19 protein-coding genes and 2 tRNA genes are annotated in these 20,482 nt (G+C 61.5%); 8 read left to right on the top strand and 13 right to left on the bottom strand.

The window, feature by feature from the left end:
* The first annotated feature begins 1 nt into the window (after position 1).
* The gene (recX, locus tag QRN70_RS09775) at positions 2 to 472 is read left to right on the top strand and encodes a recombination regulator RecX (protein ID WP_285417326.1); all 471 of its coding nucleotides are present in this window, start codon (positions 2 to 4) and stop codon (positions 470 to 472) included.
* A 46-nt stretch (positions 473 to 518) separates the two neighbouring features.
* Here recX and QRN70_RS09770 read toward each other — a convergent pair whose 3' ends face one another.
* Positions 519 to 1,637, bottom strand: coding sequence for an LOG family protein (locus QRN70_RS09770; RefSeq protein WP_285417325.1), 1,119 nt, complete (start codon positions 1,635 to 1,637; stop codon positions 519 to 521).
* Between the two features lie 354 nt (positions 1,638 to 1,991).
* Here QRN70_RS09770 and QRN70_RS09765 point away from each other — a divergent pair, with 354 nt between their 5' ends.
* The gene (locus tag QRN70_RS09765; RefSeq protein ID WP_285417323.1) at positions 1,992 to 2,186 is read left to right on the top strand and encodes a hypothetical protein; all 195 of its coding nucleotides are present in this window, start codon (positions 1,992 to 1,994) and stop codon (positions 2,184 to 2,186) included.
* Here the strand turns inward: QRN70_RS09765 and QRN70_RS09760 are convergent, their stop codons facing one another.
* The gene (locus QRN70_RS09760) at positions 2,187 to 2,612 is read right to left on the bottom strand and encodes a PA3611 family quorum-sensing-regulated virulence factor (protein ID WP_285417322.1); all 426 of its coding nucleotides are present in this window, start codon (positions 2,610 to 2,612) and stop codon (positions 2,187 to 2,189) included.
* 189 nt (positions 2,613 to 2,801) lie between these two features.
* Between QRN70_RS09760 and QRN70_RS09755 the strand changes: the two genes are divergently transcribed.
* The 3 genes from QRN70_RS09755 to QRN70_RS09745 all read left to right on the top strand — a co-directional run bounded on the left by QRN70_RS09755 (position 2,802) and on the right by QRN70_RS09745 (position 4,857).
* On the top strand, positions 2,802 to 3,545 hold the full coding sequence (locus QRN70_RS09755) for a tRNA-uridine aminocarboxypropyltransferase (protein WP_285417321.1): 744 nt from the start codon (positions 2,802 to 2,804) through the stop codon (positions 3,543 to 3,545).
* 223 nt (positions 3,546 to 3,768) lie between these two features.
* Positions 3,769 to 4,419 carry a response regulator transcription factor ErdR gene (gene erdR / locus QRN70_RS09750; protein ID WP_285417320.1) on the top strand — a complete coding sequence of 217 codons (651 nt, stop codon included), beginning with the start codon at positions 3,769 to 3,771 and terminating at the stop codon, positions 4,417 to 4,419.
* 75 nt (positions 4,420 to 4,494) lie between these two features.
* Positions 4,495 to 4,857, top strand: a complete 363-nt coding sequence (locus QRN70_RS09745) for a diacylglycerol kinase (protein ID WP_285417319.1) — start codon at positions 4,495 to 4,497, stop codon at positions 4,855 to 4,857.
* Here QRN70_RS09745 and QRN70_RS09740 read toward each other — a convergent pair.
* Complete coding sequence (locus tag QRN70_RS09740) at positions 4,854 to 5,780, bottom strand: LysR family transcriptional regulator (RefSeq protein ID WP_285417318.1); 927 nt, start codon at positions 5,778 to 5,780, stop codon at positions 4,854 to 4,856. The two genes, QRN70_RS09745 and QRN70_RS09740, sit on opposite strands and share 4 nt — an antisense overlap.
* A 133-nt stretch (positions 5,781 to 5,913) precedes the next feature.
* On the opposite strand from QRN70_RS09740, the gene fpr reads away from it, so the two are divergent.
* Positions 5,914 to 6,693: a ferredoxin-NADP reductase gene (fpr, locus tag QRN70_RS09735; RefSeq protein ID WP_003222277.1), complete on the top strand. Its 780-nt coding sequence runs from the start codon at positions 5,914 to 5,916 to the stop codon at positions 6,691 to 6,693.
* A 171-nt stretch (positions 6,694 to 6,864) separates the two neighbouring features.
* Here the strand turns inward: fpr and tsaA are convergent, their stop codons facing one another.
* From tsaA to rimO, 6 genes are all read right to left on the bottom strand, one after another.
* The gene (tsaA, locus tag QRN70_RS09730) at positions 6,865 to 7,563 is read right to left on the bottom strand and encodes a tRNA (N6-threonylcarbamoyladenosine(37)-N6)-methyltransferase TrmO (RefSeq protein ID WP_285417316.1); all 699 of its coding nucleotides are present in this window, start codon (positions 7,561 to 7,563) and stop codon (positions 6,865 to 6,867) included.
* A 153-nt stretch (positions 7,564 to 7,716) separates the two neighbouring features.
* Positions 7,717 to 8,487, bottom strand: coding sequence for an SDR family oxidoreductase (locus tag QRN70_RS09725; RefSeq protein ID WP_285417315.1), 771 nt, complete (start codon positions 8,485 to 8,487; stop codon positions 7,717 to 7,719).
* Positions 8,488 to 8,642: 155 nt separating this feature from the next.
* Entirely contained in the window at positions 8,643 to 9,110 is a 468-nt protein-coding gene (locus tag QRN70_RS09720) for a YehS family protein (protein ID WP_285417314.1), read from the bottom strand.
* 72 nt (positions 9,111 to 9,182) lie between these two features.
* Positions 9,183 to 9,893: an rRNA pseudouridine synthase gene (locus tag QRN70_RS09715; RefSeq protein ID WP_285417311.1), complete on the bottom strand. Its 711-nt coding sequence runs from the start codon at positions 9,891 to 9,893 to the stop codon at positions 9,183 to 9,185.
* Positions 9,894 to 10,087: 194 nt separating this feature from the next.
* A complete protein-coding gene (locus QRN70_RS09710; RefSeq protein WP_285417309.1) occupies positions 10,088 to 10,561 on the bottom strand; it encodes a GNAT family N-acetyltransferase in 474 nt (157 codons plus the stop codon).
* Positions 10,562 to 10,671: 110 nt separating this feature from the next.
* On the bottom strand, positions 10,672 to 12,009 hold the full coding sequence (gene rimO / locus QRN70_RS09705) for a 30S ribosomal protein S12 methylthiotransferase RimO (RefSeq protein WP_102686585.1): 1,338 nt from the start codon (positions 12,007 to 12,009) through the stop codon (positions 10,672 to 10,674).
* Positions 12,010 to 12,358: 349 nt separating this feature from the next.
* Between rimO and QRN70_RS09700 the strand changes: the two genes are divergently transcribed.
* Positions 12,359 to 14,200 carry a potassium transporter Kup gene (locus QRN70_RS09700; protein WP_502941571.1) on the top strand — a complete coding sequence of 614 codons (1,842 nt, stop codon included), beginning with the start codon at positions 12,359 to 12,361 and terminating at the stop codon, positions 14,198 to 14,200.
* Between the two features lie 339 nt (positions 14,201 to 14,539).
* Here QRN70_RS09700 and QRN70_RS09695 read toward each other — a convergent pair whose 3' ends face one another.
* The 4 genes from QRN70_RS09695 to QRN70_RS09680 all read right to left on the bottom strand — a co-directional run bounded on the left by QRN70_RS09695 (position 14,540) and on the right by QRN70_RS09680 (position 19,122).
* Positions 14,540 to 15,832 carry a virulence factor family protein gene (locus QRN70_RS09695; RefSeq protein ID WP_285417306.1) on the bottom strand — a complete coding sequence of 431 codons (1,293 nt, stop codon included), beginning with the start codon at positions 15,830 to 15,832 and terminating at the stop codon, positions 14,540 to 14,542.
* Entirely contained in the window at positions 15,832 to 18,471 is a 2,640-nt protein-coding gene (mprF, locus tag QRN70_RS09690; RefSeq protein WP_285417304.1) for a bifunctional lysylphosphatidylglycerol flippase/synthetase MprF, read from the bottom strand. The genes QRN70_RS09695 and mprF overlap by 1 nt, the downstream gene beginning before the upstream one ends.
* A gap of 279 nt (positions 18,472 to 18,750) precedes the next feature.
* Positions 18,751 to 18,827: transfer RNA gene (locus QRN70_RS09685), tRNA-Met, on the bottom strand.
* A gap of 218 nt (positions 18,828 to 19,045) precedes the next feature.
* Positions 19,046 to 19,122 (bottom strand) — tRNA-Met (locus QRN70_RS09680).
* Positions 19,123 to 19,403: 281 nt separating this feature from the next.
* On the opposite strand from QRN70_RS09680, the gene dinB reads away from it, so the two are divergent.
* Positions 19,404 to 20,465, top strand: a complete 1,062-nt coding sequence (dinB, locus tag QRN70_RS09675; protein WP_285417303.1) for a DNA polymerase IV — start codon at positions 19,404 to 19,406, stop codon at positions 20,463 to 20,465.
* Positions 20,466 to 20,482: the final 17 nt, after the last annotated feature.

Below are 20,482 nucleotides of genomic sequence, written 5' to 3'. Positions count from 1 at the left end.
GATGACGACCGCCGTACTCGATACCCTCGTCGCGGTGCGGCGAACCGCCATGGACCTGCTCGCGCGTCGCGAGCACGGTCGAGTCGAGCTGACGCGTAAACTGCGTCAGCGCGGCGCTCCCCCCGAGATGATCGAAACAGCCCTCGACCGCTTGACGGAAGAAGGTCTGCTTTCCGAAGCCCGTTACCTTGAAAGCTTTGTCTCCTACCGTGCCCGCTCTGGCTACGGTCCTTTGCGGATTCGTGAAGAGTTGAGCCAACGCGGTTTGCAACGTGCCGATATCGAACTCGCCCTGCGTGAAAGCGGTATCAGCTGGCAGGAGCAGCTTGAAGACACCTGGCGTCGCAAGTTCTCCGGGCAACTTCCCGGCGATGCCAAGGAGCGAGCCAGGCAAGGCCGGTTCCTCGCATACAGGGGCTTCTCCATGGAGATGATCAACCGCTTGTTCAGCGGCAGAGGGATGGACGATTAAATGAAAACGGCCCGCTATTTCGATAGCGGGCCGTTTTTTTTTGCCGTCAGGTAACCTTCGACGGGGCGCGAGTGCGTTGCGCGGTCTGCGGGCTGGTATGGGCCCAGTTTTCCGGCAGGTTGAGGTAATCCACCAGTTCACGCAGGCGTCCGTGATTTCGGCCGTTGAAGGCAAAGGCCAGGCGCGCCAGATGGCTGTATTGGGCCTCGTCGTGATCTTCGCCGTCGTAGGCGTGTTGGTGGAACCGGTCACTCAGGCACAGATCGGCGAAAGCCTCCTGCATGTGCTCAAGGGCCTGGTCACTGAGCTTGTGGTGCATGCGGATCACGAACTGGCGCTTGAGCCAGCGGCTGGAATGGAAGTTGCCATAGAACTGATTGATTTGCTGCACCGCTTCTTCAGTGCTGTAGACCAGACGCATCAACTTCAGGTCGGTGGGCAGGATGTAACGGTTTTCCTCCAGTTGCTGACGGATGAAGTCCAGTGCGCCCTGCCAGAATGTACCGCCTGGCGCGTCCAGCAACACCACCGGTACCAGCGGGCTCTTGCCGGTCTGGATCAGGGTCAGCACTTCCAGCGCTTCGTCGAGCGTGCCGAAACCGCCCGGGCACAGTACCAGCGCATCGGCTTCCTTGACGAAGAACAGCTTGCGCGTGAAGAAAAAGTGGAAGGGCAGCAGATTGCCAGTGCCATCCACTGTCGGGTTGGCATGCTGCTCGAAGGGCAGGGTGATGTTGAATCCCAGGCTGTGGTCGCGCCCCGCGCCCTCGTGGGCGGCGGCCATGATCCCGCCACCGGCTCCGGTAATGACCATCATGTCCGAGCGGGCGAGTTCGCTGCCCAGTTGCCGGGCCATGGCATACAACGGATGTTCCACCGGCGTGCGCGCCGAGCCGAATACCGTGACTTTGCGCCGGCCCTTGAAGTTTTCCAGCGTGCGAAACGCCTGCTCCAGCTCACGCAGCGCCTGCAGGGTGATCTTGGCGTTCCAACGGTTGTGATCTTCCTGGGCCATGCGCAGCACGGTCAGGATCATGTCGCGATAGATGGGCAGGTTCGGACTGTTGGGGGAAACCAGGCTGAGTTGTTCTTCGACCTTGCTGATCAGGTCGTGGCCGCTTTCCTGAAAATGCCGGCTGAGCAGGTCATTCGGTTGGTAAGGCATGCAACATTCTCCTTCTGCACAGGACTCTCTGGTCCTGTCGTGCGGCGTCAGTGCCGCGCTGCAAAAAATACGCTGGCCGGCAGCTCCTTTACTGCCGTGAACCTGGGATCGGGAATACTTTGAATTTAGACCCTGGGCAGGTTTTTCGCTGACTAAATCGCCCCGCCAACGCACTTTCATTACAACGTTTCGAAGTTACGTGGGGGCGCGCATTCACCGCTCGTCCGAAGCTGCGCCGAGCGTCAGCCCCTCTGATTTACTAACGTACAGGCGCCGTACGACAGCTTTGCGTCAATGACTGTACGCAAGGTGCACGCTATTCAAGGATTTGCGGGTGGCAAGGAGGCGGGATATATGACCAGAGTTACTCTGGACATCGATACGCAGTTGTATCGGTTATTGAAGGCATCGGCCGAAACCAACCATGTGAGTTTCGAGGAAGAGTGCTGCCGACGTCTGGCGGGAGGAGAGCGCCGCTCGCGCTACTTGCAGGCTTTGCTGGCCGAACTGCGCGCCGAGGATGAACAGCGGCGCGCCAATTCGCGATGATTACTTCTTTTTCGCCGGCGCAGCTTTCGGGCAATCCGATTCCTGATAGCTGGCGGAGCCGATGGCGCGGTTGGTCTTCACCTCGCTGAAGTCGTAACGCATGATTGCGCCCTTGGCCATCAGCTTGCGGTACGACGGGTTGTTGCAAACCGACGCGCCCAGCTGGAAGTACACAGCCTTCGGATCGGCACGCATTTTTTCGGCATGGCTGGCTTGCACGCTCAGGTGGTTGACCAGCGTGGTGCCTTCAACGGTGTAGCCCTGATCAAGAATGTCTTCGTTGATCGCCCGTGGCGTGCCAGCACTGCTTTGTGCAGCGACGTTGCGCAGCTCTCGGTTGAGATTCTGCTCACTCAGGGAGGCGGCCTGAGCGCTGAAGGACGAAGCCAGCAGAATGGCAGCGGTGGGAACGATAAGGCGCAGCATGAAACTCTCCTGGTTCAGTGACTGGTGGTTCGACCAGCCACGTGGCTGTGCGTTCAGTGGCGGCGAATTATAGGGGAGCCGGTCGGGAGGGTACAGGCTTGTGCTCGTCGCTCTGGTAAACTGCCGGCCTTTATTGCCCCGCCGAGTGCTGTTCGTGTCGAGTTTTCTTCTCTGCAGGCGTTGCCTGCGATGAATCATGCCCCCAACGCCGTGGCCCGCCTGCGCGATCAGCGCGAGGATGCAGGCATCAAGCCGATTCAGGCCCGTGGTTTCCGCTCTGCGCGCTGCCGCGATTGCCGGGTGATTGTCAGTCATTGCCTGTGCGCCTGGCGTCCGACCGTCGAGTCCCGCAGCGGCGTGTGTCTGATCATGACCGGCAAGGAAGTGTTCAAACCGAGCAATACCGGCTGGCTGATCGCCGACGTGGTGCGCGATAACCACGCTTTCATCTGGTCGCGCACCGACATCGACCCGCATTTGCTGGCGCTGCTCAATGATCCGCAGTGGCAACCGTACCTGGTGTTTCCCGGTGAATACGTCGAGCCCTCGCGGGTGACCAACACCGTGGCCATGGATACCGGCAAGCGCCCGCTGTTCATTCTGCTGGACGCGACCTGGACCGAAGCGCGGAAGATTTTCCGCAAGAGTCCGTACTTCGATCGCTTGCCGATCCTCAGCCTGCTGCCCGACCGATTGTCGCGGTACCGCCTGCGGCGTTCGACTCGCAGCGAACATCTGTGCACCGCCGAAGTCGCCGCGTTGTGCCTGGAACTGGCTGGCGACAGCGAGGCAGCGTCGGCCCTGGATGCCTACTTCGATGTGTTCAGCCAGCATTATCTGGGGGCCAAACAGCAACTGGGCGTCAACCTGACGACCCCGGCGCATGCCGAATTGCTGCCCTTCGTGCAAAACACGGAAGCAGTGCAGGCCTGATACTGGCCCATACTGCTAAAGCAGTGGCCGTGCTGCTTGACCACCCCGGCTTCGCTGGGCATGCTTGGCGCCGATTGGGGTGCGGCCGGATTTGATACGCCGTGATTAGCGGGTGATTGGCGTTGAACGTGCCCCTGTGATGCCGCTGCCTGGCGGCGTCTTGAGTTGCCTTGGCGTGGCCCGAATGCGCGGGCCAGCCATCAAAAACAGGATCATTTGAAAAATGGCCACATACGACATCCTGATTGCCGATGATCACCCACTCTTTCGTAGCGCACTGCACCAGGCGGTGACGATGGGCCTCGGCCCGGATGTGCGGCTGGTGGAAGTGGCGAGCATCGCCGAGCTGGAAGCGCGCCTGACCGAAAAAGCCGATTGGGATCTGGTGCTGCTGGACCTCAACATGCCCGGCGCTTTCGGTTTTTCCGGGCTGGTCATGCTGCGCGGGCAATATCCGCAGATTCCGGTGGTGATGGTCTCGGCGCAGGAAGAGGCCTCGGTGATGGTCAAGTCCCGGGAATTCGGTGCCAGTGGCTTCATTCCCAAGTCCAGCGACCTCAATGTGATCCAGCAAGCCGTGCGCAAAGTGCTCGATGGCGATGTGTTCTGGCCAGCGCAGGCGTTCGAAGCGGTCAGCGTCTCCGACGAAGCCAAGGCCGCCAGCGATGGCCTGGCCAGCCTGACGCCACAGCAGTTCCGCGTGCTGACCATGGTCTGTGAGGGCTTGCTGAACAAGCAGATTGCCTATGAGCTGAATGTCTCCGAAGCGACCATCAAGGCCCATGTCACAGCGATTTTTCGCAAGTTGAATGTGCGCACCCGCACCCAGGCGGCTTTACTGCTGCAACAACTTGAGTCAATTCCAAGCCAATAATGCCTGGCGTCTTCACGCTTTTTTGACTTTCTTTGCTCTAGCTTTCCCACTCCTTTTTGGTCGGTTATCTACTTTATGTCACCTTTCAAGGGCCAGACGGGCCTGAAACGCATCCTCAACGCTTCCGGTTACTCGCTGGACGGCCTGCGCGCGGCCTTCACCGGCGAAGCGGCGTTTCGTCAGTTGGTACTGCTTAATGTGGTGCTGATTCCGCTGTCGTTCTTTCTCGATGTCAGCCGCGTCGAGCAAGCGTTGCTGATCGCCGTGTGCCTGCTGGCGCTGATTGTGGAACTGCTGAACTCGGCAGTGGAGGCGGCCATCGACCGCATCTCCCTGGAACTGCATCCGCTGTCGAAGAATGCCAAGGACATGGGCAGCGCCGCGCAATTCGTGGCCCTGAGCATGATTGCCCTGGTGTGGGCGGTGATTCTGCTCTAAGCGATACTCGGCAACACGATCTCGTCGCTGCGCTGCACCCCGGCGGTGAAAGCGCGGCACAGCTCGAGGAATTCGCGCATGGCCGAGGTCTGATATTTCTGTTTGTGCCAGATGAAATAGAACTGCCGCGCCAGATCCAGATCCGGCGTTTCCACCGGCACCAGGCTGCCGCGTCGGAAGGCATCGCGTAGCGCCAGGCGCGAGATGCAGCCAATCCCCAGTCCCGACTCCACCGCGCGCTTGATCGCTTCGGTGTGTTCCAGCTCCAGACGGATATTCAGCGCACTGCGATGATGGCGCATGGCTTGATCGAACGTCAGGCGCGTGCCGGAGCCTTGCTCGCGCAGGATCCACGCTTCATGAGTCAGCTCTTCCATGCTCGCGCTGCCGCGCTTGGCCAATGGATGCTGGGGCGCGCAGAACACCACCAGTTCATCCTCGACCCAGCTCTGCACTTCGATGTCCGGGTGGCTGCAGTCGCCTTCGATTAGACCCAGATCAATTTCGTAGTGGGCGACCTGTTGCACGATATTGGCGGTGTTCTGCACATGCAGCTTCACCTGGCTTTCCGGGTGACGCTGCATGAAGCTGCCGATCAACAGGGTCGCCAGGTAATTGCCGATGGTCAGCGTTGCGCCCACCGACAGCGAGCCGAAACCGGATTTGCCATTGAGCAGGTCTTCGATTTCCTTGGCCTGGTCGAGCAGCGCCACCGCTTGCGGCAACAGTTGTTTGCCGAGGGCGTTGAGGCTCAGGCGTTTACCGGCGCGGTCAAACAGCTGGCAGCTGGATTGGCGCTCCAGTTCGGTGATGGATGTGCTGGCCGCCGACTGCGACAGGTTGAGCAGGCCCGCAGCACGGGATACGCTTTCCTGCTGGGCGACGGCGACGAAGACTTGCAGTTGACGAAGAGTAAATCGCATATCGATATAACCGATAACCCTTATCTTAATAATCCAGTTAACAGATATTGTCGTCGCTATTAGAATGCGATGCAATTGCGCACCGTTGGTCCCGAAGACAGGCGCAGACCCAATATCCAGGAGTCCCACGTACATGAGCAACATGAACCACGAGCGTGTCCTCAGTGTTCATCACTGGAACGACACTCTGTTCAGCTTCAAGTGCACCCGCGATCCGGGCCTGCGCTTCGAGAACGGTCAGTTCGTGATGATCGGCCTGCAACAGCCCAACGGCCGCCCGCTTATGCGCGCTTACTCGATTGCCAGCCCGAACTGGGAAGAGCATCTCGAGTTCTTCAGCATCAAGGTGCCTGATGGCCCGCTGACTTCCCAGCTGCAGCACCTGAAGGAAGGCGACGAGATCATCATCTCGAAGAAGCCTACCGGCACTCTGGTACTGGACGACCTGAACCCGGGCAAGCATCTGTACCTGCTCAGCACCGGCACCGGTTTGGCGCCGTTCATGAGCGTGATCCAGGACCCGGAAACCTACGAGCGTTTCGAAAAAGTGATCCTGGTGCACGGCGTGCGCTACGTCAACGAAGTCGCTTACCGCGAATTCATCACCGAGCACCTGCCGCAGAACGAATTCTTCGGCGAGGCGCTGCGTGACAAGCTGATCTACTACCCGACCGTCACCCGCGAGCCATTCGAGAACCAGGGCCGTCTGACCGACCTGATGCGCAGCGGCAAGCTGTTCAGCGACATCGGCCTGCCACCGATCAACCCGCAGGACGACCGCGCGATGATCTGCGGCAGCCCGAGCATGCTCGACGAAACCAGCGAAGTGCTCGACAGCTTCGGCCTGAAGATTTCGGCGCGCATGCGCGAGCCGGGTGACTACCTGATCGAGCGTGCATTCGTCGAGAAGTAAGCACTGATCCCTGTGGGAGCGAGCCGGCTGGCGCAAGCGCTCTGTCATCAACGTTGATGTTGGCTGACACGACGCCTTCGAGCAGGCTCGCTCCCACAGTCGGTTTTGTGGATTGACAGCAAAAGCCCGCGTTGCCTGGGAAGGCAGCGCGGGCTTTTTCGTTTGCGGGATTCATGCCGAGGCCGGGATGACCTCAAGGACGCGGATCTGCTCCGGTGTCGGGTAGTGCCAGCGCACATCCAGATCCCAGAATTGCGCGCCATACTCGCGGGCTGGCGCTGGGGTCTGATAGGCCGGACGCGGATCCTGCGCCAGACACTGTTCAATCAGTTCAACCAATGGCTCGCCAAGGCGCTGAGCGTGCGTGTGCGCCTGCTGCAGGGCAGCGTCCGTCCACTGCACGTCGATCAGCGATGGTGCGGCGCTGGCGATGCTGTTGGAGGCTTCGGGGATGATGTCGGCGTAGGGCACGTAGGGCTTGATGTCGAGAATCGGCGTGCCGTCGAGCAAATCGATGCCGGAGATGAACAGGCGATTGGCCTCGACCTTGTCCAGTTTCACCACCGACTGACCGATGCCGTTCGGCCGATGGGTGGCGCGGGTGGCGAACACGCCCATGGATTTGTTGCCACCCAGGCGCGGTGGGCGCACTTTCAGCCGCGGCTTGTCTTCCAGTGCCTGATGGAACAGAAACAGCAGCCAGACATGGCTGACCTGCTCCAGCCCTTGCACCGCGTCGCCCTGGTCGAACGGCGCCAGCAGTTCCAGCACGCCGCGGGCGGCGGGGGCCAGTTGCGGCTGGCGGGGGATGGCGAATTTCTCCTTGAAGCAGGAGCGCACGAAGCCGATAGGGGAGACGCTGTAAGTCATGGTGTGTATTCGAAGCGAAGCAGGGTGGGCATGATAACCCGGCAGCCCTCCGGTCTGTTGCTGGCCGGATCGGCCTCTTCGCGAGCAGGGTTTTGTCCACGACATCGATCCACTGTGGGAGCCAGCCTGCTCGCGAAGGCCGCACCGCCGACCTCAGAGGCTGAAGCCACCGTCCAGCGGAATGACATTGCCGGTCATGTACGCCCCGGCCGTACTGGCCAGGCTGATCGCCAGCGCTGCCATCTCTTCTTCGCGTCCCCAGCGCTTCATCGGGATCAACGCGGTGTCCTCGGCCAACGCCTGCTGATCGTTGCCGATGTGCTGGGTCATCTTGCTCGGAAAACGTCCCGGGGCGATCACGTTGACGTTGATGTGCTGGCTCACCAGCTCGCGGGCAAGAATCCGCGACAACTGGTGCAGGGCGGCTTTGCTCGGCCCGTAGGCGTAAGCCTGCTCGCCGAAGGAGGAAATCCCCGCCACCGAACCAATGTTGATGATCCGCGCCGGATTGGCCGCCGAACCCGCCTTGCGCAACAACGGCAGGAATTGCTGGATGCAGGTGAACACCGAGGTGACGTTGAGCTGCATGACCTTTTCCCAGCCCTTGACTGGGTAGCTCTCCAGCGGCGCGCCCCAGGTGGTGCCGGCGTTGTTGACCAGAATATCCAGGTGAGTGAGCTGCTCGCCCAACCGGGCTGCCAATTCCTTTACGCCTTCCTCGGTCGCCAGATTCGCCGCCACGCCCTGACAAGTGCCCAGGGCACTGAGTTCTTCAGCGGTCTGATGACAGGCTTCAGCGTCACGGGAGCAGACGTATACGCGGGCGCCGGCCTCGGCAAACGCCTTGGCGATCATTTTGCCGATACCACGGGTGCCGCCGGTTACCAGAGCGGTGCGGCCTTGCAGGGAGAAGTACGGGTGCATGGCGAATCCTGAGGTCTAGGGTTCAGTACACCCTAGTCGTCAGCCGCGCAAAGCGGAGCCACTATTTTTCGAGGGAATGGCAGGCCATACGGCCAGCTTCAAGTTGCGAGCTTCGAGCTACAAGTCAACGCTTGCCGCTCGAAGCTTGCCGCTGCTTAGGCTCTCACGCGCAGCGTGAGCCCTTTGAGGAAGTTGCGCAGCAACTGGTCGCCGCAAGGGCGGTAGTTGGTGTGGCCGACCTTGCGGAACAGTGCGCTCAGCTCTGGCTTGGACACCGGGAAATCGGCAGCCTTGAGGATCGCGTGCATGTCGTCTTCCTTCAATTCGAAGGCCACGCGCAGTTTTTTCAGGATGATGTTGTTGGTCACCGGCAGTTCGATCGGCTGCGGCGGACGGCTTTCATCCTTGCCGCGCTTGAAGATCACCAGACCGTCGAGGAAGTGCGCCATGACGTCGTCCGGGCAGCGTACGAAGCCTTCTTCGTCTTCTTCTTTTTTGTCCAGGTACGCGACCACGTCCTTGAGTTCTACGTCGAGGCCGCCGAGCTTGGTGATCTCGACGACCTTCTTGTCGCTGATGTCGAGCATGTAGCGCACGCTGCGCAGTACGTCGTTATGAATCATGTGGGCAATCCTGATAATCGTTGTGGGCAACGCGCTGGCGCATTGCCGGAATGGAGGGCGGCAAGTGAGGCCTTAGAACTTTTCTTTGCCGGACAGGTAACGCCATTGGCCGACCGGCACCTTGCCGATGGACACGCCGCCGATGCGGATGCGGCGGATACCGACGACCTTCAGCCCGACCGCCTCGCAGAACTGGGCGATGATCCCCGGCTGCGGGTTTTTCATGGCGAAGCGCAGGCGGTTTTCGTTCTGCCAGCTGGCCTTGACCGGCGGCAGTTCCCTGCCTTTGTGGGTCAGGCCGTGCTGCAGGCGATTGAGGCCGTGGGCGACCATGTCGCCTTCGACTTCGACCACGTATTCCTGCTCGATCTTGGCCGCGTCGGCGGTGAGCTTGCGCAGCACCTTCCAGTCCTGGGTGAACACCAGCAGGCCGCTGGCGTTGGGTTGCAGGTCGGCGCTGGCGGTCAGGCGCAGGAAGTGCCCGCGCAATGGGCGTTTGCCGTAGCGGTGTTCTTCGCTGAGGGTTTCGGCGCTGAGCGACTGCATGGCCGTCTCGGCATCGACTCCGGCGGGGACGTTGAGCAGGAGGGTGACCGGCTCCGGCGCGGTGGCCTTGGCGTCTTTATCCAGCTCGACTTTCTGCTCGCCGACCTTGAACTGCGGTTCGTCGATGACTTCACCGTCCACGGTGACCCAGCCGCCCTCGATGAACAGCTCGGCCTCGCGGCGGGAACAGCCCACCAGTTCGATGAGGCGTTTGGAGAGGCGAATCGGGTCAGTCATGACAGGGCCGTAACAAAAAAGGGGTGGCCATTGTACCTGCCTGGGGCCGGTTAAGCCCGATTGCATTTACAGGGTGTTCGCAATTCCTGTGGGAACTGGCTTGCCAGCGATGGCATCACCTCGGTGCGTCTGCCAGACCGAGTCGCCGGCATCGCTGGCAAGCCAGCTCCCACAGGGTTTTATTTTATGCTGTGTCAGGCATGGTTCGAGCGCTGCTGATTCTGGCGCAAACGCATGTGCAACAACGGATACGGCTGGCCCATGCCATCGACTTCCGAGCGGCCGATCACCTCGAACCCCTGCTTGAAGTAGAAACCCAGGGCCTGCGGGTTCTGTTCGTTGACGTCCAGTTCATCGGCGTTCAAGTGCTGCATCGCATAGTTGAGCAATTTTTTGCCCAGACCCTGGCCGCGATGCTCGGGGTCGATGAACAGCATTTCGATCTTGCCCGCCGCCACACCGGCAAACCCGGTGATGCGCTGGTGGCTGTCCTTGGTGCAGATCAGCATCACCGCATCGAGGTAACGGGTCAGTACCAGATTGCGCAGCAGCTCGATGTAGCTGTCCGGCAGAAAATCATGAGTCGCGCGAACCGAGGCCTCCCAGACCCGGGTCAGTTCCTGGTAATCGCTGAGTTTCGGCGTGTGGATGACCGAATGGTGGCGCATGCCCGATAGCCTCTTGTCATGGATGAGGGAGTCCTTCCCACCCCAAACGATAGCCGTAAAAAAGCCCCGCATCTGGTAAAAGAGAGCAGGGCTTTTTGTATTTTTTGCGTTTAGATCTGTTCGGCCCAGAGGTCGTATTCGTCGGCGTCGGTCACCTTGCACCAGACCTTGTCGCCCGGCTTGAGGTTGCTGCCGTTGTCGATGAACACGTTGCCGTCGATTTCCGGTGCATCGAAGAAGCAGCGGCCGACCGCGCCTTGCTCGTCGACTTCATCCACCAGCACTTCGATCTCGCGGCCGATGCGCATTTGCAGGCGTGCCGAGCTGATCGCCTGCTGGTGCGCCATGAAGCGCTCCCAACGATCCTGCTTGACGTCGTCCGGCACCACTTCCAGGTCCAGGTCGTTGGCCGGTGCGCCTTCGACCGGCGAATACTGGAAGCAGCCGACGCGGTCGAGCTGGGCTTCGGTCAGCCAGTTGAGCAGGTACTGGAAGTCTTCCTCGGTTTCGCCCGGGAAGCCGACGATGAAGGTCGAGCGGATGATCAGGTCCGGGCAGATTTCGCGCCAGTTCTTGATCCGTGCCAGGGTCTTGTCTTCGAACGCCGGGCGTTTCATCGACTTGAGCACTTTCGGGCTGGCGTGCTGGAACGGGATGTCCAGGTACGGCAGGATCTTGCCGGCGGCCATCAGCGGGATCAGCTCGTCGACGTGCGGGTACGGGTAGACGTAGTGCAGGCGGACCCAGACGCCGAGGGTGCTCAGCGCTTCGCAGAGTTCGGTCATGCGGGTTTTCACCGGCGCGCCGTTCCAGAAACCGGTGCGGTACTTGACGTCGACGCCGTAGGCGCTGGTGTCCTGGGAGATCACCAGCAGCTCCTTGACGCCGGACTTGACCAGGCGCTGGGCTTCGTCGAGCACGTCGCCGACCGGACGGCTGACCAGTTTGCCGCGCATCGACGGGATGATGCAGAAGCTGCAGCTGTGGTTGCAGCCTTCGGAAATCTTCAGGTACGCGTAGTGACGCGGGGTCAGCTTGATGCCTTGCGGCGGCACCAGGTCGATCAGCGGGTTGTGGTCCTGCTTCGGCGGCACCACTTCGTGCACGGCGTTGACCACTTGCTCGTACTGCTGCGGGCCGGTCACGGCCAGCACGCTCGGGTGTACGTCGCGGATGTTGCCTTCTTCCACGCCCATGCAGCCGGTGACGATGACCTTGCCGTTTTCCTTGATCGCTTCGCCGATCACTTCCAGCGATTCAGCCTTGGCCGAGTCGATGAAGCCGCAGGTGTTGACCACCACGACGTCGGCGTCCTGATAGGTGGACACCACGTCATAGCCTTCCATGCGCAGCTGGGTCAGGATGCGCTCGGAGTCGACCAGTGCTTTCGGGCAACCCAGAGATACGAAGCCAACCTTGGGATTGGCCGGCGCAGGAGTGGTGGACATGTCTAACCTCGGTGTTTTGTGACATCGCTTGCCAGTTCGGCAGCCGACGGACGGGCGCTTGACATGCGCCTCTGATCAAAAAGTGCGCAATTCTAGCGATGAGCAACGCACTTGACCAGCTTTATGCAGGGAAATGCGACGAGTGCTGCGCTATGCTTCGCGCCGTTGAGCTTTACCAATTTTTTACAGTCAACAAAACGTCTGTAACAACAGGTAAAACAGCGCATGCTGCACCACAAAGCATAGTGCTTCATTTCAAGAAGCCGGTTCTGAGAAGTAGGAGTGTTGGATGGGTCAGGCAAGTAGTCAGGCGGCGGGCGCCGAGCATTCGGCTGCAAAACCGCTGAGCATGCTGGTCGCGGCAGTCGGGGTGGTTTACGGCGACATCGGCACGAGCCCGTTGTACACCCTCAAAGAAGTGTTTTCCGGCGCTTATGGCGTTCCCGTCAATCACGATGGTGTGCTGGGCATTCTGTCTTTGATCTTCTGGTCACTGATCTGGGTCGTGTCGATCAAATACATGATGTTTGTCCTGCGCGCCGACAACCAGGGCGAGGGCGGCATCATGGCGCTCACCGCACTGGCGCGGCGTGCGGCGGGGGAGCGGAGGAAATTGCGTTCGCTGCTGGTCGTCTGCGGCCTGATCGGCGCGGCGCTGTTTTACGGCGACAGCATGATCACCCCGGCGATTTCCGTGTTGTCGGCGATCGAAGGCCTGGGTCTGGCGTTCGACGGCATCGACCACTGGGTGGTGCCGTTGTCGCTGGTGGTGCTGGTCGGCTTGTTCCTGATCCAGAGCCACGGTACGGCGCGGATCGGCATTCTGTTCGGGCCGATCATGGTCACCTGGTTCCTGGTGCTCGGCGCCCTGGGTATCTACGGCATCAGCCATTACCCGGAAGTGCTGCATGCGATGAACCCGATCTGGGCCGTGCGCTTCTTCATGGTCCACACCGGCATGGGCGTGGCGATTCTCGGTGCGGTGGTGCTGGCGCTGACCGGCGCTGAAGCGCTGTACGCCGACATGGGCCACTTCGGTCGCAAGCCGATTGCCCGTGCGTGGTTCCTGCTGGTACTGCCGGCGCTGGTCCTCAACTACTTCGGCCAGGGCGCTCTGCTGCTGGAAAATCCGGAAGCGGCGCGCAACCCGTTCTACCTGCTGGCACCGAGCTGGGCGTTGATCCCGCTGGTGGGCCTCTCGACCCTGGCCACGGTGATCGCCTCGCAGGCGGTGATTTCCGGCGCGTTCTCCCTGACCCGTCAGGCGATCCAGCTCGGCTACATTCCGCGCATGTACATCCAGCACACGTCCAGCGACGAGCAGGGCCAGATCTACATTGGCGCGGTGAACTGGTCGCTGATGGTCGGCGTGGTGCTGCTGGTGCTCGGTTTCGAATCCTCCGGCGCCCTGGCCTCGGCCTACGGTGTGGCGGTGACCGGGACCATGCTGATGACCACCATCCTGGTCTCGGCCGTGATGCTGCTGCTGTGGAAGTGGCCGCCAATTCTCGCGGTGCCGGTGCTGATCGGTTTCCTGCTGGTGGACGGCCTGTACTTCGCCGCCAACGTGCCGAAAATCGTCCAGGGCGGTGCTTTCCCGGTGATCGCCGGTATTGCCCTGTTCGTGCTGATGACCACCTGGAAGCGCGGCAAGCAGTTGCTGGTCGAACGCCTCGATGAAGGCGCGCTGCCGTTGCCGATCTTCATCAGCAGCATCCGCGTGCAGCCGCCGCACCGCGTGCAGGGCACCGCGGTGTTCCTCACCGCGCGCTCCGACGCCGTGCCCCACGCGCTGTTGCACAACCTGCTGCACAACCAGGTGTTGCACGAGCAAGTGGTGCTGTTGACCGTGGTCTACGAAGACATCCCGCGCGTACCGCCATCGCGGCGTTTCGAAGTCGAAGCCCACGGCGAAGGCTTCTTCCGGGTGATCCTGCATTTCGGCTTCACCGACGAACCGGACGTGCCGCAGGCGCTGAAACTGTGCCATCTCGATGACCTCGACTTCAGCCCGATGCGCACCACCTACTTCCTCAGCCGCGAAACGGTGATCGCCTCGAAACTCGAAGGCATGGCCCGTTGGCGCGAGGCGCTGTTCGCGTTCATGTTGAAGAACGCCAACGGCAACCTGCGCTTCTTCAATCTGCCGTTGAACCGGGTGATTGAGCTGGGGACGCAGGTCGAGATGTAGCCGCGCCCTAACTGGAAAGCCCCCGTCAGCTTCAAGGCTGGCGGGGGCTTTTTTGTGCCCGCACATAAACCTCAAGTCCACCACAAATCCCCTGTGGGAGCTGGCTTGCCAGCGATGAGTCCGGCACATCAAGAATTAATGTCGACTGACTCACCGCCATCGCTGGCAAGCCAGCTCCCACAAGGTTATGAGGTGCATTCAGACAGATCGGCTTCGGCCGTCAGCTGACACGCCGCCTTCGCGAGCAGGCTCGCTCCCACAGGGGACTGGCGGCTGCTGGAATGTAAAAAGCCCCCGCAACCTCAAGGCTGCGGGGGCTTTTTGTTTGGCCGGCTCAGATCACTCTGCCGGCTGATCCTTGCTCTGACGCTTCTCGATCAGATCCACCAGGCGCTTGGCCAGCGCCGGGTAGTTCTCGTCGAAGTGGTGGCCGCCGGGCAGTTTCACCGCTTCGCCCACTGCGGTCTTGTCGGTGCAGCCGCTTTCGTCGGTTTCTTCTTCACCATAGATGCACACCACCTTGGCGGCGGGCAGCTTGGCCATTTCCGGGCCGGTGGCGGCTTCTTTGCCGGCGTTGCCGAGCCAGCCTTCGACTTCGATTTCGAAGCTGCCGGTGCGGGCGAAGGCTAGCAGGATGATGGCGTCGACGCGCTGTTGCTCGGTGTCTGGCAGGCGGTTGTAGATCGCCGGCAGGACGTCGGCACCGAACGAGTAACCGGTGAGGATGAAGCGTTTGGTGCCCCATTTCTGCCGGTAGTGCTGCATCAGCTCGGTCAGGTCCAGGGCGCTCTGCTCAGGGCTCTTGTGCTGCCAGTAGTAGCGCAGGGTGTCGATGCCGACCACCGGGTAGCCGATCTTGGCCATTTCGCCGGCCACGTCGCGGTCCAGATCGCGCCAGCCGCCGTCGCCGGAAAGGAACAGGGTCACGGTGTCCTTGGCCTGGCCGGCCGGCACTTCAACCACCGGGATCGCCAGACCGCCGTTGGCCTTGTCGCCGCCGACGAGGATCTTGCGCAGTTCGTTGTTCAGCACTTGCGGCAGGTTGATGTCGTAGTCGCTGATGCTGGTTTCGGCATTCGGTTGATCACGGACGAAACCGGCGCTGGTGTCGTCCGGGTTATCGTTCCACGCCACCAGCCAGTGGCCTTGGGCCGCGGATTTCGGCAGCAGATGGGTGCAGCCGGGCTTTTCCAGGGCGAGGTCGACCGAGATGGCCTGGGCCTTGTCGTCCTTCTGCTCGGCCAGCCAGCGCCAGGCGAGCACGGCGCCCGGGCCGATACCGCTGACCAGAGTCGCCGGGCCATTCAGTTCGCGCAGGCCGGTCTGCAGGGCGCGGCTCTGTTGCAGGCAGTCCTTGGGCAGGATTACCTGGACGATCTGCGCCGAAGCGCTGCGGCTCAAGGTGCTCAGTTGGTTGTCGGTCAGCTTCTGCTCGTCATTGACCGCCACCAGCACCTGGGCCTTGGGCTTGGTGCCGGGGATGACGCGGGTCATGCTGGTGCCGTCCGCTGCGGTCAGCGGTTCGAGGGTCGGTTGCGGGGCCGGACGTTTGAGGTACCAGTAACCGCCGCCGGCAATCACGGCCAGCACCAGCAGTGCGGCCAGGATGTACTTCAGGGAGCGTTGAATCATCAGCGTTTCACCAATCCAGTCAAGCCACCCGCGATCAGGGCAGCAGTATCGGCCAGCGCCACCAGCGGATCGAGTCCGGCGGGCACGGCCATATAACGGGGTTCCCAGTCAGGCTGGAACTTGTCTTTGAAGCGGCGCAAGCCTTGGAAGTTGTACAGCTGCTCACCACGGCGGAAGACCATCGAGCCCAGACGCTGGGTCAGCGGTGCCCCGCGCCGGGGTTGCAACCCCGACAGCGGCACCATGCCCAGGCTGAAGCGCGCGTATCCGTGACTCTTATAGTGTTGAATCAGGCCGACCATCATGAACTCCATGGTCAGCTTGGGGGCGTCCGGGTGCGCGCGCATCAGGTCGAGACTGGCCAGATCATGGCTGAAGGTCTCGAGCAGGTTGGCGAACGCCACCGGGCGGCCTTCGAAGCGAATCACCGCGATGCGGAAATGCTTCAGGTAATCGTCGCTGAAACGGCCCAGGGAAAAGCCTTTCTCGCGCACGTTCTTACCGGTCAGCCAGGCATCGGAAATCACCTTGAGCTCGGCCATCGGCGCCTGACCCGGTTCATGGATTTCCAGCGACAGGCCGTCCCGGCTGCCACGGTTCCAGGTGTAGCGCAGGTCCTTCATCTCCTTGCCCTTGGCTTCCAGGTCAAAGCGCTGCAGATCGACCCGGGCTTCCTCGCCGAGCTTGATCGCGGTCAGACCGATGTCCATGTAGTACGGCAGGTTCTCGGCGCGCACCTGATAGAACACCGGCCGCGCGTGATGGATGTCGCACAGGTCGCGGAACTGCCAGATCATTTCCGCGCGTTGCTGGCCGGGGCCGATCGGGTCGTACAGCGCCACCAGACTGCGGCCACGGCGGGCGTACATCAGGAAGGCTTCGTCGTTGGGGTGGAACAGCAGCGCCTTGTCGCCGGTCAGTGCCAGGCCACCGTCCGGTTGCGAGGAGGCCATGAGGATCTTCGAGGCGCGCTCCAGCTCATCCGGCGTCGGCAGGTGGATCACCGGGCGGGCCGTGCGCAGCAGCCAGGTCAGGGCGATCACCAGCAGCAGCACGGCGGCCCCGAGCAACGAGCGCAGACCGCGCGGCGCGTCAGCGTCGAGGGTGAACTGCCACCACAGCTGATGGCTGTACGGCACGTCCTGATAGGCGAACAGCAGCAGCCAGGTCGAGGCGCCAAGCACGCACAGGCTGGCGACCAGATACAGCGGCGAGAAGGGCAGTTCGGTCAAGCGGCTCGGGCGATAGAACGAGCGGCGAAACACCCCCAGCAGCGCGGCGGTGAGGGTCATCAGCGTGGCTTCTTCCCAGTCGAAGCCCTTGAGCAGCGAGAGCAGGGCGCCCACCAGCAGCAGAATGGTGGTCAGCATCCACGCCGCCGACAGGCGCCGGCGCAGGCCCTGGGCGAGCATCAGGCAGAGCACGCCGATCAGGCTGGCGCCGAAGTGCGAGGCGTCGACCAGGCGATGCGGAATGAGGAAGCCGATGTGTTCCAGGCGCGTGTCGATTTCCGGCGTCGCACCGGAAAACAGCAGTACCACGCCAGAGAGGAACACCAGCACCGCGAGGATCGGCGCGGCCAGCCCGGAGGCGGCGCGCATGGTCTGCGATTGAAACAGGCGCTGGCCTTCATTGATCAGCAGCAGCACGCAGGCCACCAGCAGCGGCAGCACCACGTAGATCAGGCGGTAGAGCAGCAGGGCGGCGGCCAGCGGCGCGGCCCCGAGTTTGTCGGCGAAGGCGGCCAGCAGAATCGCTTCGAACACGCCGACCCCGCCCGGCACATGGCTGAGCACGCCAGCGGCGAGGGCCAGTAGATATACCAGCAGGAACGCACCGAAGGGCGGCGCTTCCGGCAGCAGCAGGTAAAGCACGGTGGCGGCTGCGGCGACGTCGAGGGCGGTGATGACCAGTTGCAGGAAGGTCAGTCGGCGGCCCGGCAGGCGCAAGGTGCGGCGGCCGGCCTTGACCAGCAGATTGTCGCGGTAAGGCTGCTCCGGCAGGCGCCGCCGATAGATGCCGATCGCCAGGACGGCGCCGAGCAGGAGCACTGCGCCGGCGACGGTGCCGAGCAATCCTTCGGAAAGCCCCAGGGCCTGGGAAGCGGCGGGCAGGTCGCTGAGGGTCGCCAGGGCGGCCAGCGGCGGCAGGGCACAGCCCAGCGACAGGCTGGCGAACAGGGTCATGTGCGCGACTTCCGAGGCGCCCAGACCGTGCCGTGCATAAAGACGGTAGCGCACCGAGCCACCCGAGAGCAGCGACAGGCCGATGGCGTTGCCGATGGCGAACGCGGTGAAGCCGCCGAGGGCAAGGGTGCGCGGTGGCAGTGTCACGCCGGCGTAGCGGCTGGCGGACCACTCGTAGCCCAGCAGAATAATGAAGCCGGCTACGGTCGCGGCCACCGCACCGAGCAGGGCGGGTTTCGGCACGTCGAGAATCGAGTCGTGCAGCGCATCGAGATCGAGTTCGCTGAGCAGATGGCGGCAGGCAATCAAGGCGATGGCGAACAGCAGCAATGTCACCGCCAGACCAAGCGGCTGGCGGTATTTGCTGATTCGATCCAGCAAGCGCAGGCGCTCGACTTTGATCGGTTGGTTCGCTGTGACGGTGTCTTGTGGATCAGACGAGTTGGCGCGCATCAATCACCTCTTGGATTGTGCGCGACAGGATGGAGGTATCCAGCCAAGTTACCAATCCCTGTAGAAAAAAATAATCACGAAATACTACGCCTCTCGTCGGGCATCGGCGAGGGCCGTTCCTGGATTGCAGACCTCTTGCCTGCGACACAAGCATAGTCGCAACCAGGTGGATCCGAAGATCTTCAACGGTTCACTGCACAGTGACAGATCATTGTTGCGAAAGGACTTTTTCCACAGATACAAAAAAGGCCACTCTTTCGAGTAGCCTTTTTTGATGTTTGGTTGCGGGAGCCGGATTTGAACCGACGACCTTCGGGTTATGAGCCCGACGAGCTACCAGACTGCTCCATCCCGCGTCTGTGTGGCGGCATTCTACAGGCGAACGGCGGGGTGTCAACCGATAATCCCGAGAAGGGTCAAATAAGTGTGAATTCGCGGCAAACGGTCGCAGGGCGCAGGTTAAGTTTCGGAAATGCAAAGAATTCCCGTCCGGGCACCGCTTCGGTTCGCAAGCCGGGTGAAAAACTCACGCGCACAAAAAAGGCCACTCTTTCGAGTAGCCTTTTCTGATGTTTGGTTGCGGGAGCCGGATTTGAACCGACGACCTTCGGGTTATGAGCCCGACGAGCTACCAGACTGCTCCATCCCGCGTCTGTGTGGCGGCATTCTACAGAGGATCGCCGCGGTGTCAAGCCAATGTCCGGATAAAACCTGTTCCGCTTCAATCGCTTAGCGCTTTTCCGGGGTAGGGTGGCAGGGCCGCAGGGCAGGTGGCGCAAGGGTTTCGGCTCTATTGGCGGTTGATTTTCGATTGAGAAAATAAATTCATAAGCCTTTTCCTACAGGTGCAAAAGAACCTTCACACCACTGGTGCTATATACAGGTGTCAGTGAGATACTGCCGGTCCGGCTTGCCATGTTTCCTTTTCTGTCATGACTCAGCGAAAAATCATCCACGTCGACTGTGACTGTTTCTACGCCGCCATCGAGATGCGGGATGACCCGAGCCTGGCGGGCAAGCCGTTGGCCGTGGGTGGTTCGGCGGATCGGCGCGGGGTGATCGCCACCTGCAACTATGAAGCGCGCGCCTACGGGGTGCGTTCGGCGATGTCGTCCGGGCACGCCCTCAAGCTGTGCCCCGACCTGACCATCGTCAAGCCGCGCATGGACGCCTATCGCGAGGCATCGAAAGAAATTCACACGATCTTCAGCGATTACACCGACCTGATCGAGCCGTTGTCGCTGGACGAAGCCTACCTCGACGTTTCCGACAGCGCCCACTTCGGCGGCAGCGCCACGCGAATCGCCCAGGACATCCGCCGCCGCGTCTCCAATCAACTGCACATCACGGTGTCCGCCGGGGTCGCGCCGAACAAGTTTCTGGCGAAGATCGCCAGTGACTGGAAAAAGCCCAACGGCCTGTTCGTGATTACCCCGGATCAGGTCGAGGATTTCGTCAGTGGTCTGCCCGTGAGCAAGTTGCACGGGGTGGGCAAGGTCACCGCCGACAAACTGGCCAGGCTCGGCATCAACGATTGCCGGCAACTGCGCGACTGGAACAAGCTGGCGCTGGTGCGCGAATTCGGCAGTTTCGGCGAGCGTCTGTGGAGCCTGGCCCGGGGAATCGATGAGCGCCTGGTACATAACGACAGTCGGCGGCAGTCGATCAGTGTGGAAAATACCTACGATGTCGATCTGCCGGATCTGCGCAGTTGCCTGGACAAGCTTCCGGAACTGCTGGAAACCCTCAAGACCCGCATGGCGCGAATCGACAGCAGCTATCGGCCGGGCAAGCCGTTCGTCAAAGTCAAATTCCACGATTTCACTCAGACCACCCTGGAGCAGGCCGGGGCGGGGCGCGATCTGGGCAGTTATCAACTGATGCTGACTCAGGCGTTCAATCGCGGCGGGAAACCGGTGCGGTTGCTGGGTGTGGGGGTCAGGCTGGAGGATTTGCGCGGTGGGTTTGAGCAGATGGAGCTGTTTGAACGTTAGATTTGCGGTGTCTGTCA

The organism is Pseudomonas sp. efr-133-TYG-5, from assembly GCF_030209175.1.
Taxonomy (GTDB): Bacteria; Pseudomonadota; Gammaproteobacteria; order Pseudomonadales; family Pseudomonadaceae; genus Aquipseudomonas.
This window is presented reverse-complemented; position numbering and strand designations above follow the sequence as displayed.

Excerpts from the sequence above, each read along its gene's own strand:
- erdR (WP_285417320.1), top strand. The coding sequence starts at position 3,769 with ATGGCCACATACGACATCCTGATTGCCGATGATCACCCACTCTTTCGT.
- rimO (WP_102686585.1), bottom strand. The coding sequence starts at position 12,009 with ATGTCCACCACTCCTGCGCCGGCCAATCCCAAGGTTGGCTTCGTATCT.
- fpr (WP_003222277.1), top strand. The coding sequence starts at position 5,914 with ATGAGCAACATGAACCACGAGCGTGTCCTCAGTGTTCATCACTGGAAC.
- QRN70_RS09695 (WP_285417306.1), bottom strand. The coding sequence starts at position 15,832 with ATGATTCAACGCTCCCTGAAGTACATCCTGGCCGCACTGCTGGTGCTG.
- QRN70_RS09710 (WP_285417309.1), bottom strand. The coding sequence starts at position 10,561 with ATGCGCCACCATTCGGTCATCCACACGCCGAAACTCAGCGATTACCAG.
- QRN70_RS09720 (WP_285417314.1), bottom strand. The coding sequence starts at position 9,110 with ATGATTCATAACGACGTACTGCGCAGCGTGCGCTACATGCTCGACATC.
- mprF (WP_285417304.1), bottom strand. The coding sequence starts at position 18,471 with ATGCGCGCCAACTCGTCTGATCCACAAGACACCGTCACAGCGAACCAA.
- QRN70_RS09700 (WP_502941571.1), top strand. The coding sequence starts at position 12,359 with ATGCTGGTCGCGGCAGTCGGGGTGGTTTACGGCGACATCGGCACGAGC.
- tsaA (WP_285417316.1), bottom strand. The coding sequence starts at position 7,563 with ATGACTTACAGCGTCTCCCCTATCGGCTTCGTGCGCTCCTGCTTCAAG.
- QRN70_RS09765 (WP_285417323.1), top strand. The coding sequence starts at position 1,992 with ATGACCAGAGTTACTCTGGACATCGATACGCAGTTGTATCGGTTATTG.
- QRN70_RS09745 (WP_285417319.1), top strand. The coding sequence starts at position 4,495 with ATGTCACCTTTCAAGGGCCAGACGGGCCTGAAACGCATCCTCAACGCT.
- dinB (WP_285417303.1), top strand. The coding sequence starts at position 19,404 with ATGACTCAGCGAAAAATCATCCACGTCGACTGTGACTGTTTCTACGCC.
- QRN70_RS09755 (WP_285417321.1), top strand. The coding sequence starts at position 2,802 with ATGAATCATGCCCCCAACGCCGTGGCCCGCCTGCGCGATCAGCGCGAG.
- QRN70_RS09760 (WP_285417322.1), bottom strand. The coding sequence starts at position 2,612 with ATGCTGCGCCTTATCGTTCCCACCGCTGCCATTCTGCTGGCTTCGTCC.
- QRN70_RS09715 (WP_285417311.1), bottom strand. The coding sequence starts at position 9,893 with ATGACTGACCCGATTCGCCTCTCCAAACGCCTCATCGAACTGGTGGGC.
- recX (WP_285417326.1), top strand. The coding sequence starts at position 2 with ATGACGACCGCCGTACTCGATACCCTCGTCGCGGTGCGGCGAACCGCC.
- QRN70_RS09740 (WP_285417318.1), bottom strand. The coding sequence starts at position 5,780 with ATGCGATTTACTCTTCGTCAACTGCAAGTCTTCGTCGCCGTCGCCCAG.
- QRN70_RS09770 (WP_285417325.1), bottom strand. The coding sequence starts at position 1,637 with ATGCCTTACCAACCGAATGACCTGCTCAGCCGGCATTTTCAGGAAAGC.
- QRN70_RS09725 (WP_285417315.1), bottom strand. The coding sequence starts at position 8,487 with ATGCACCCGTACTTCTCCCTGCAAGGCCGCACCGCTCTGGTAACCGGC.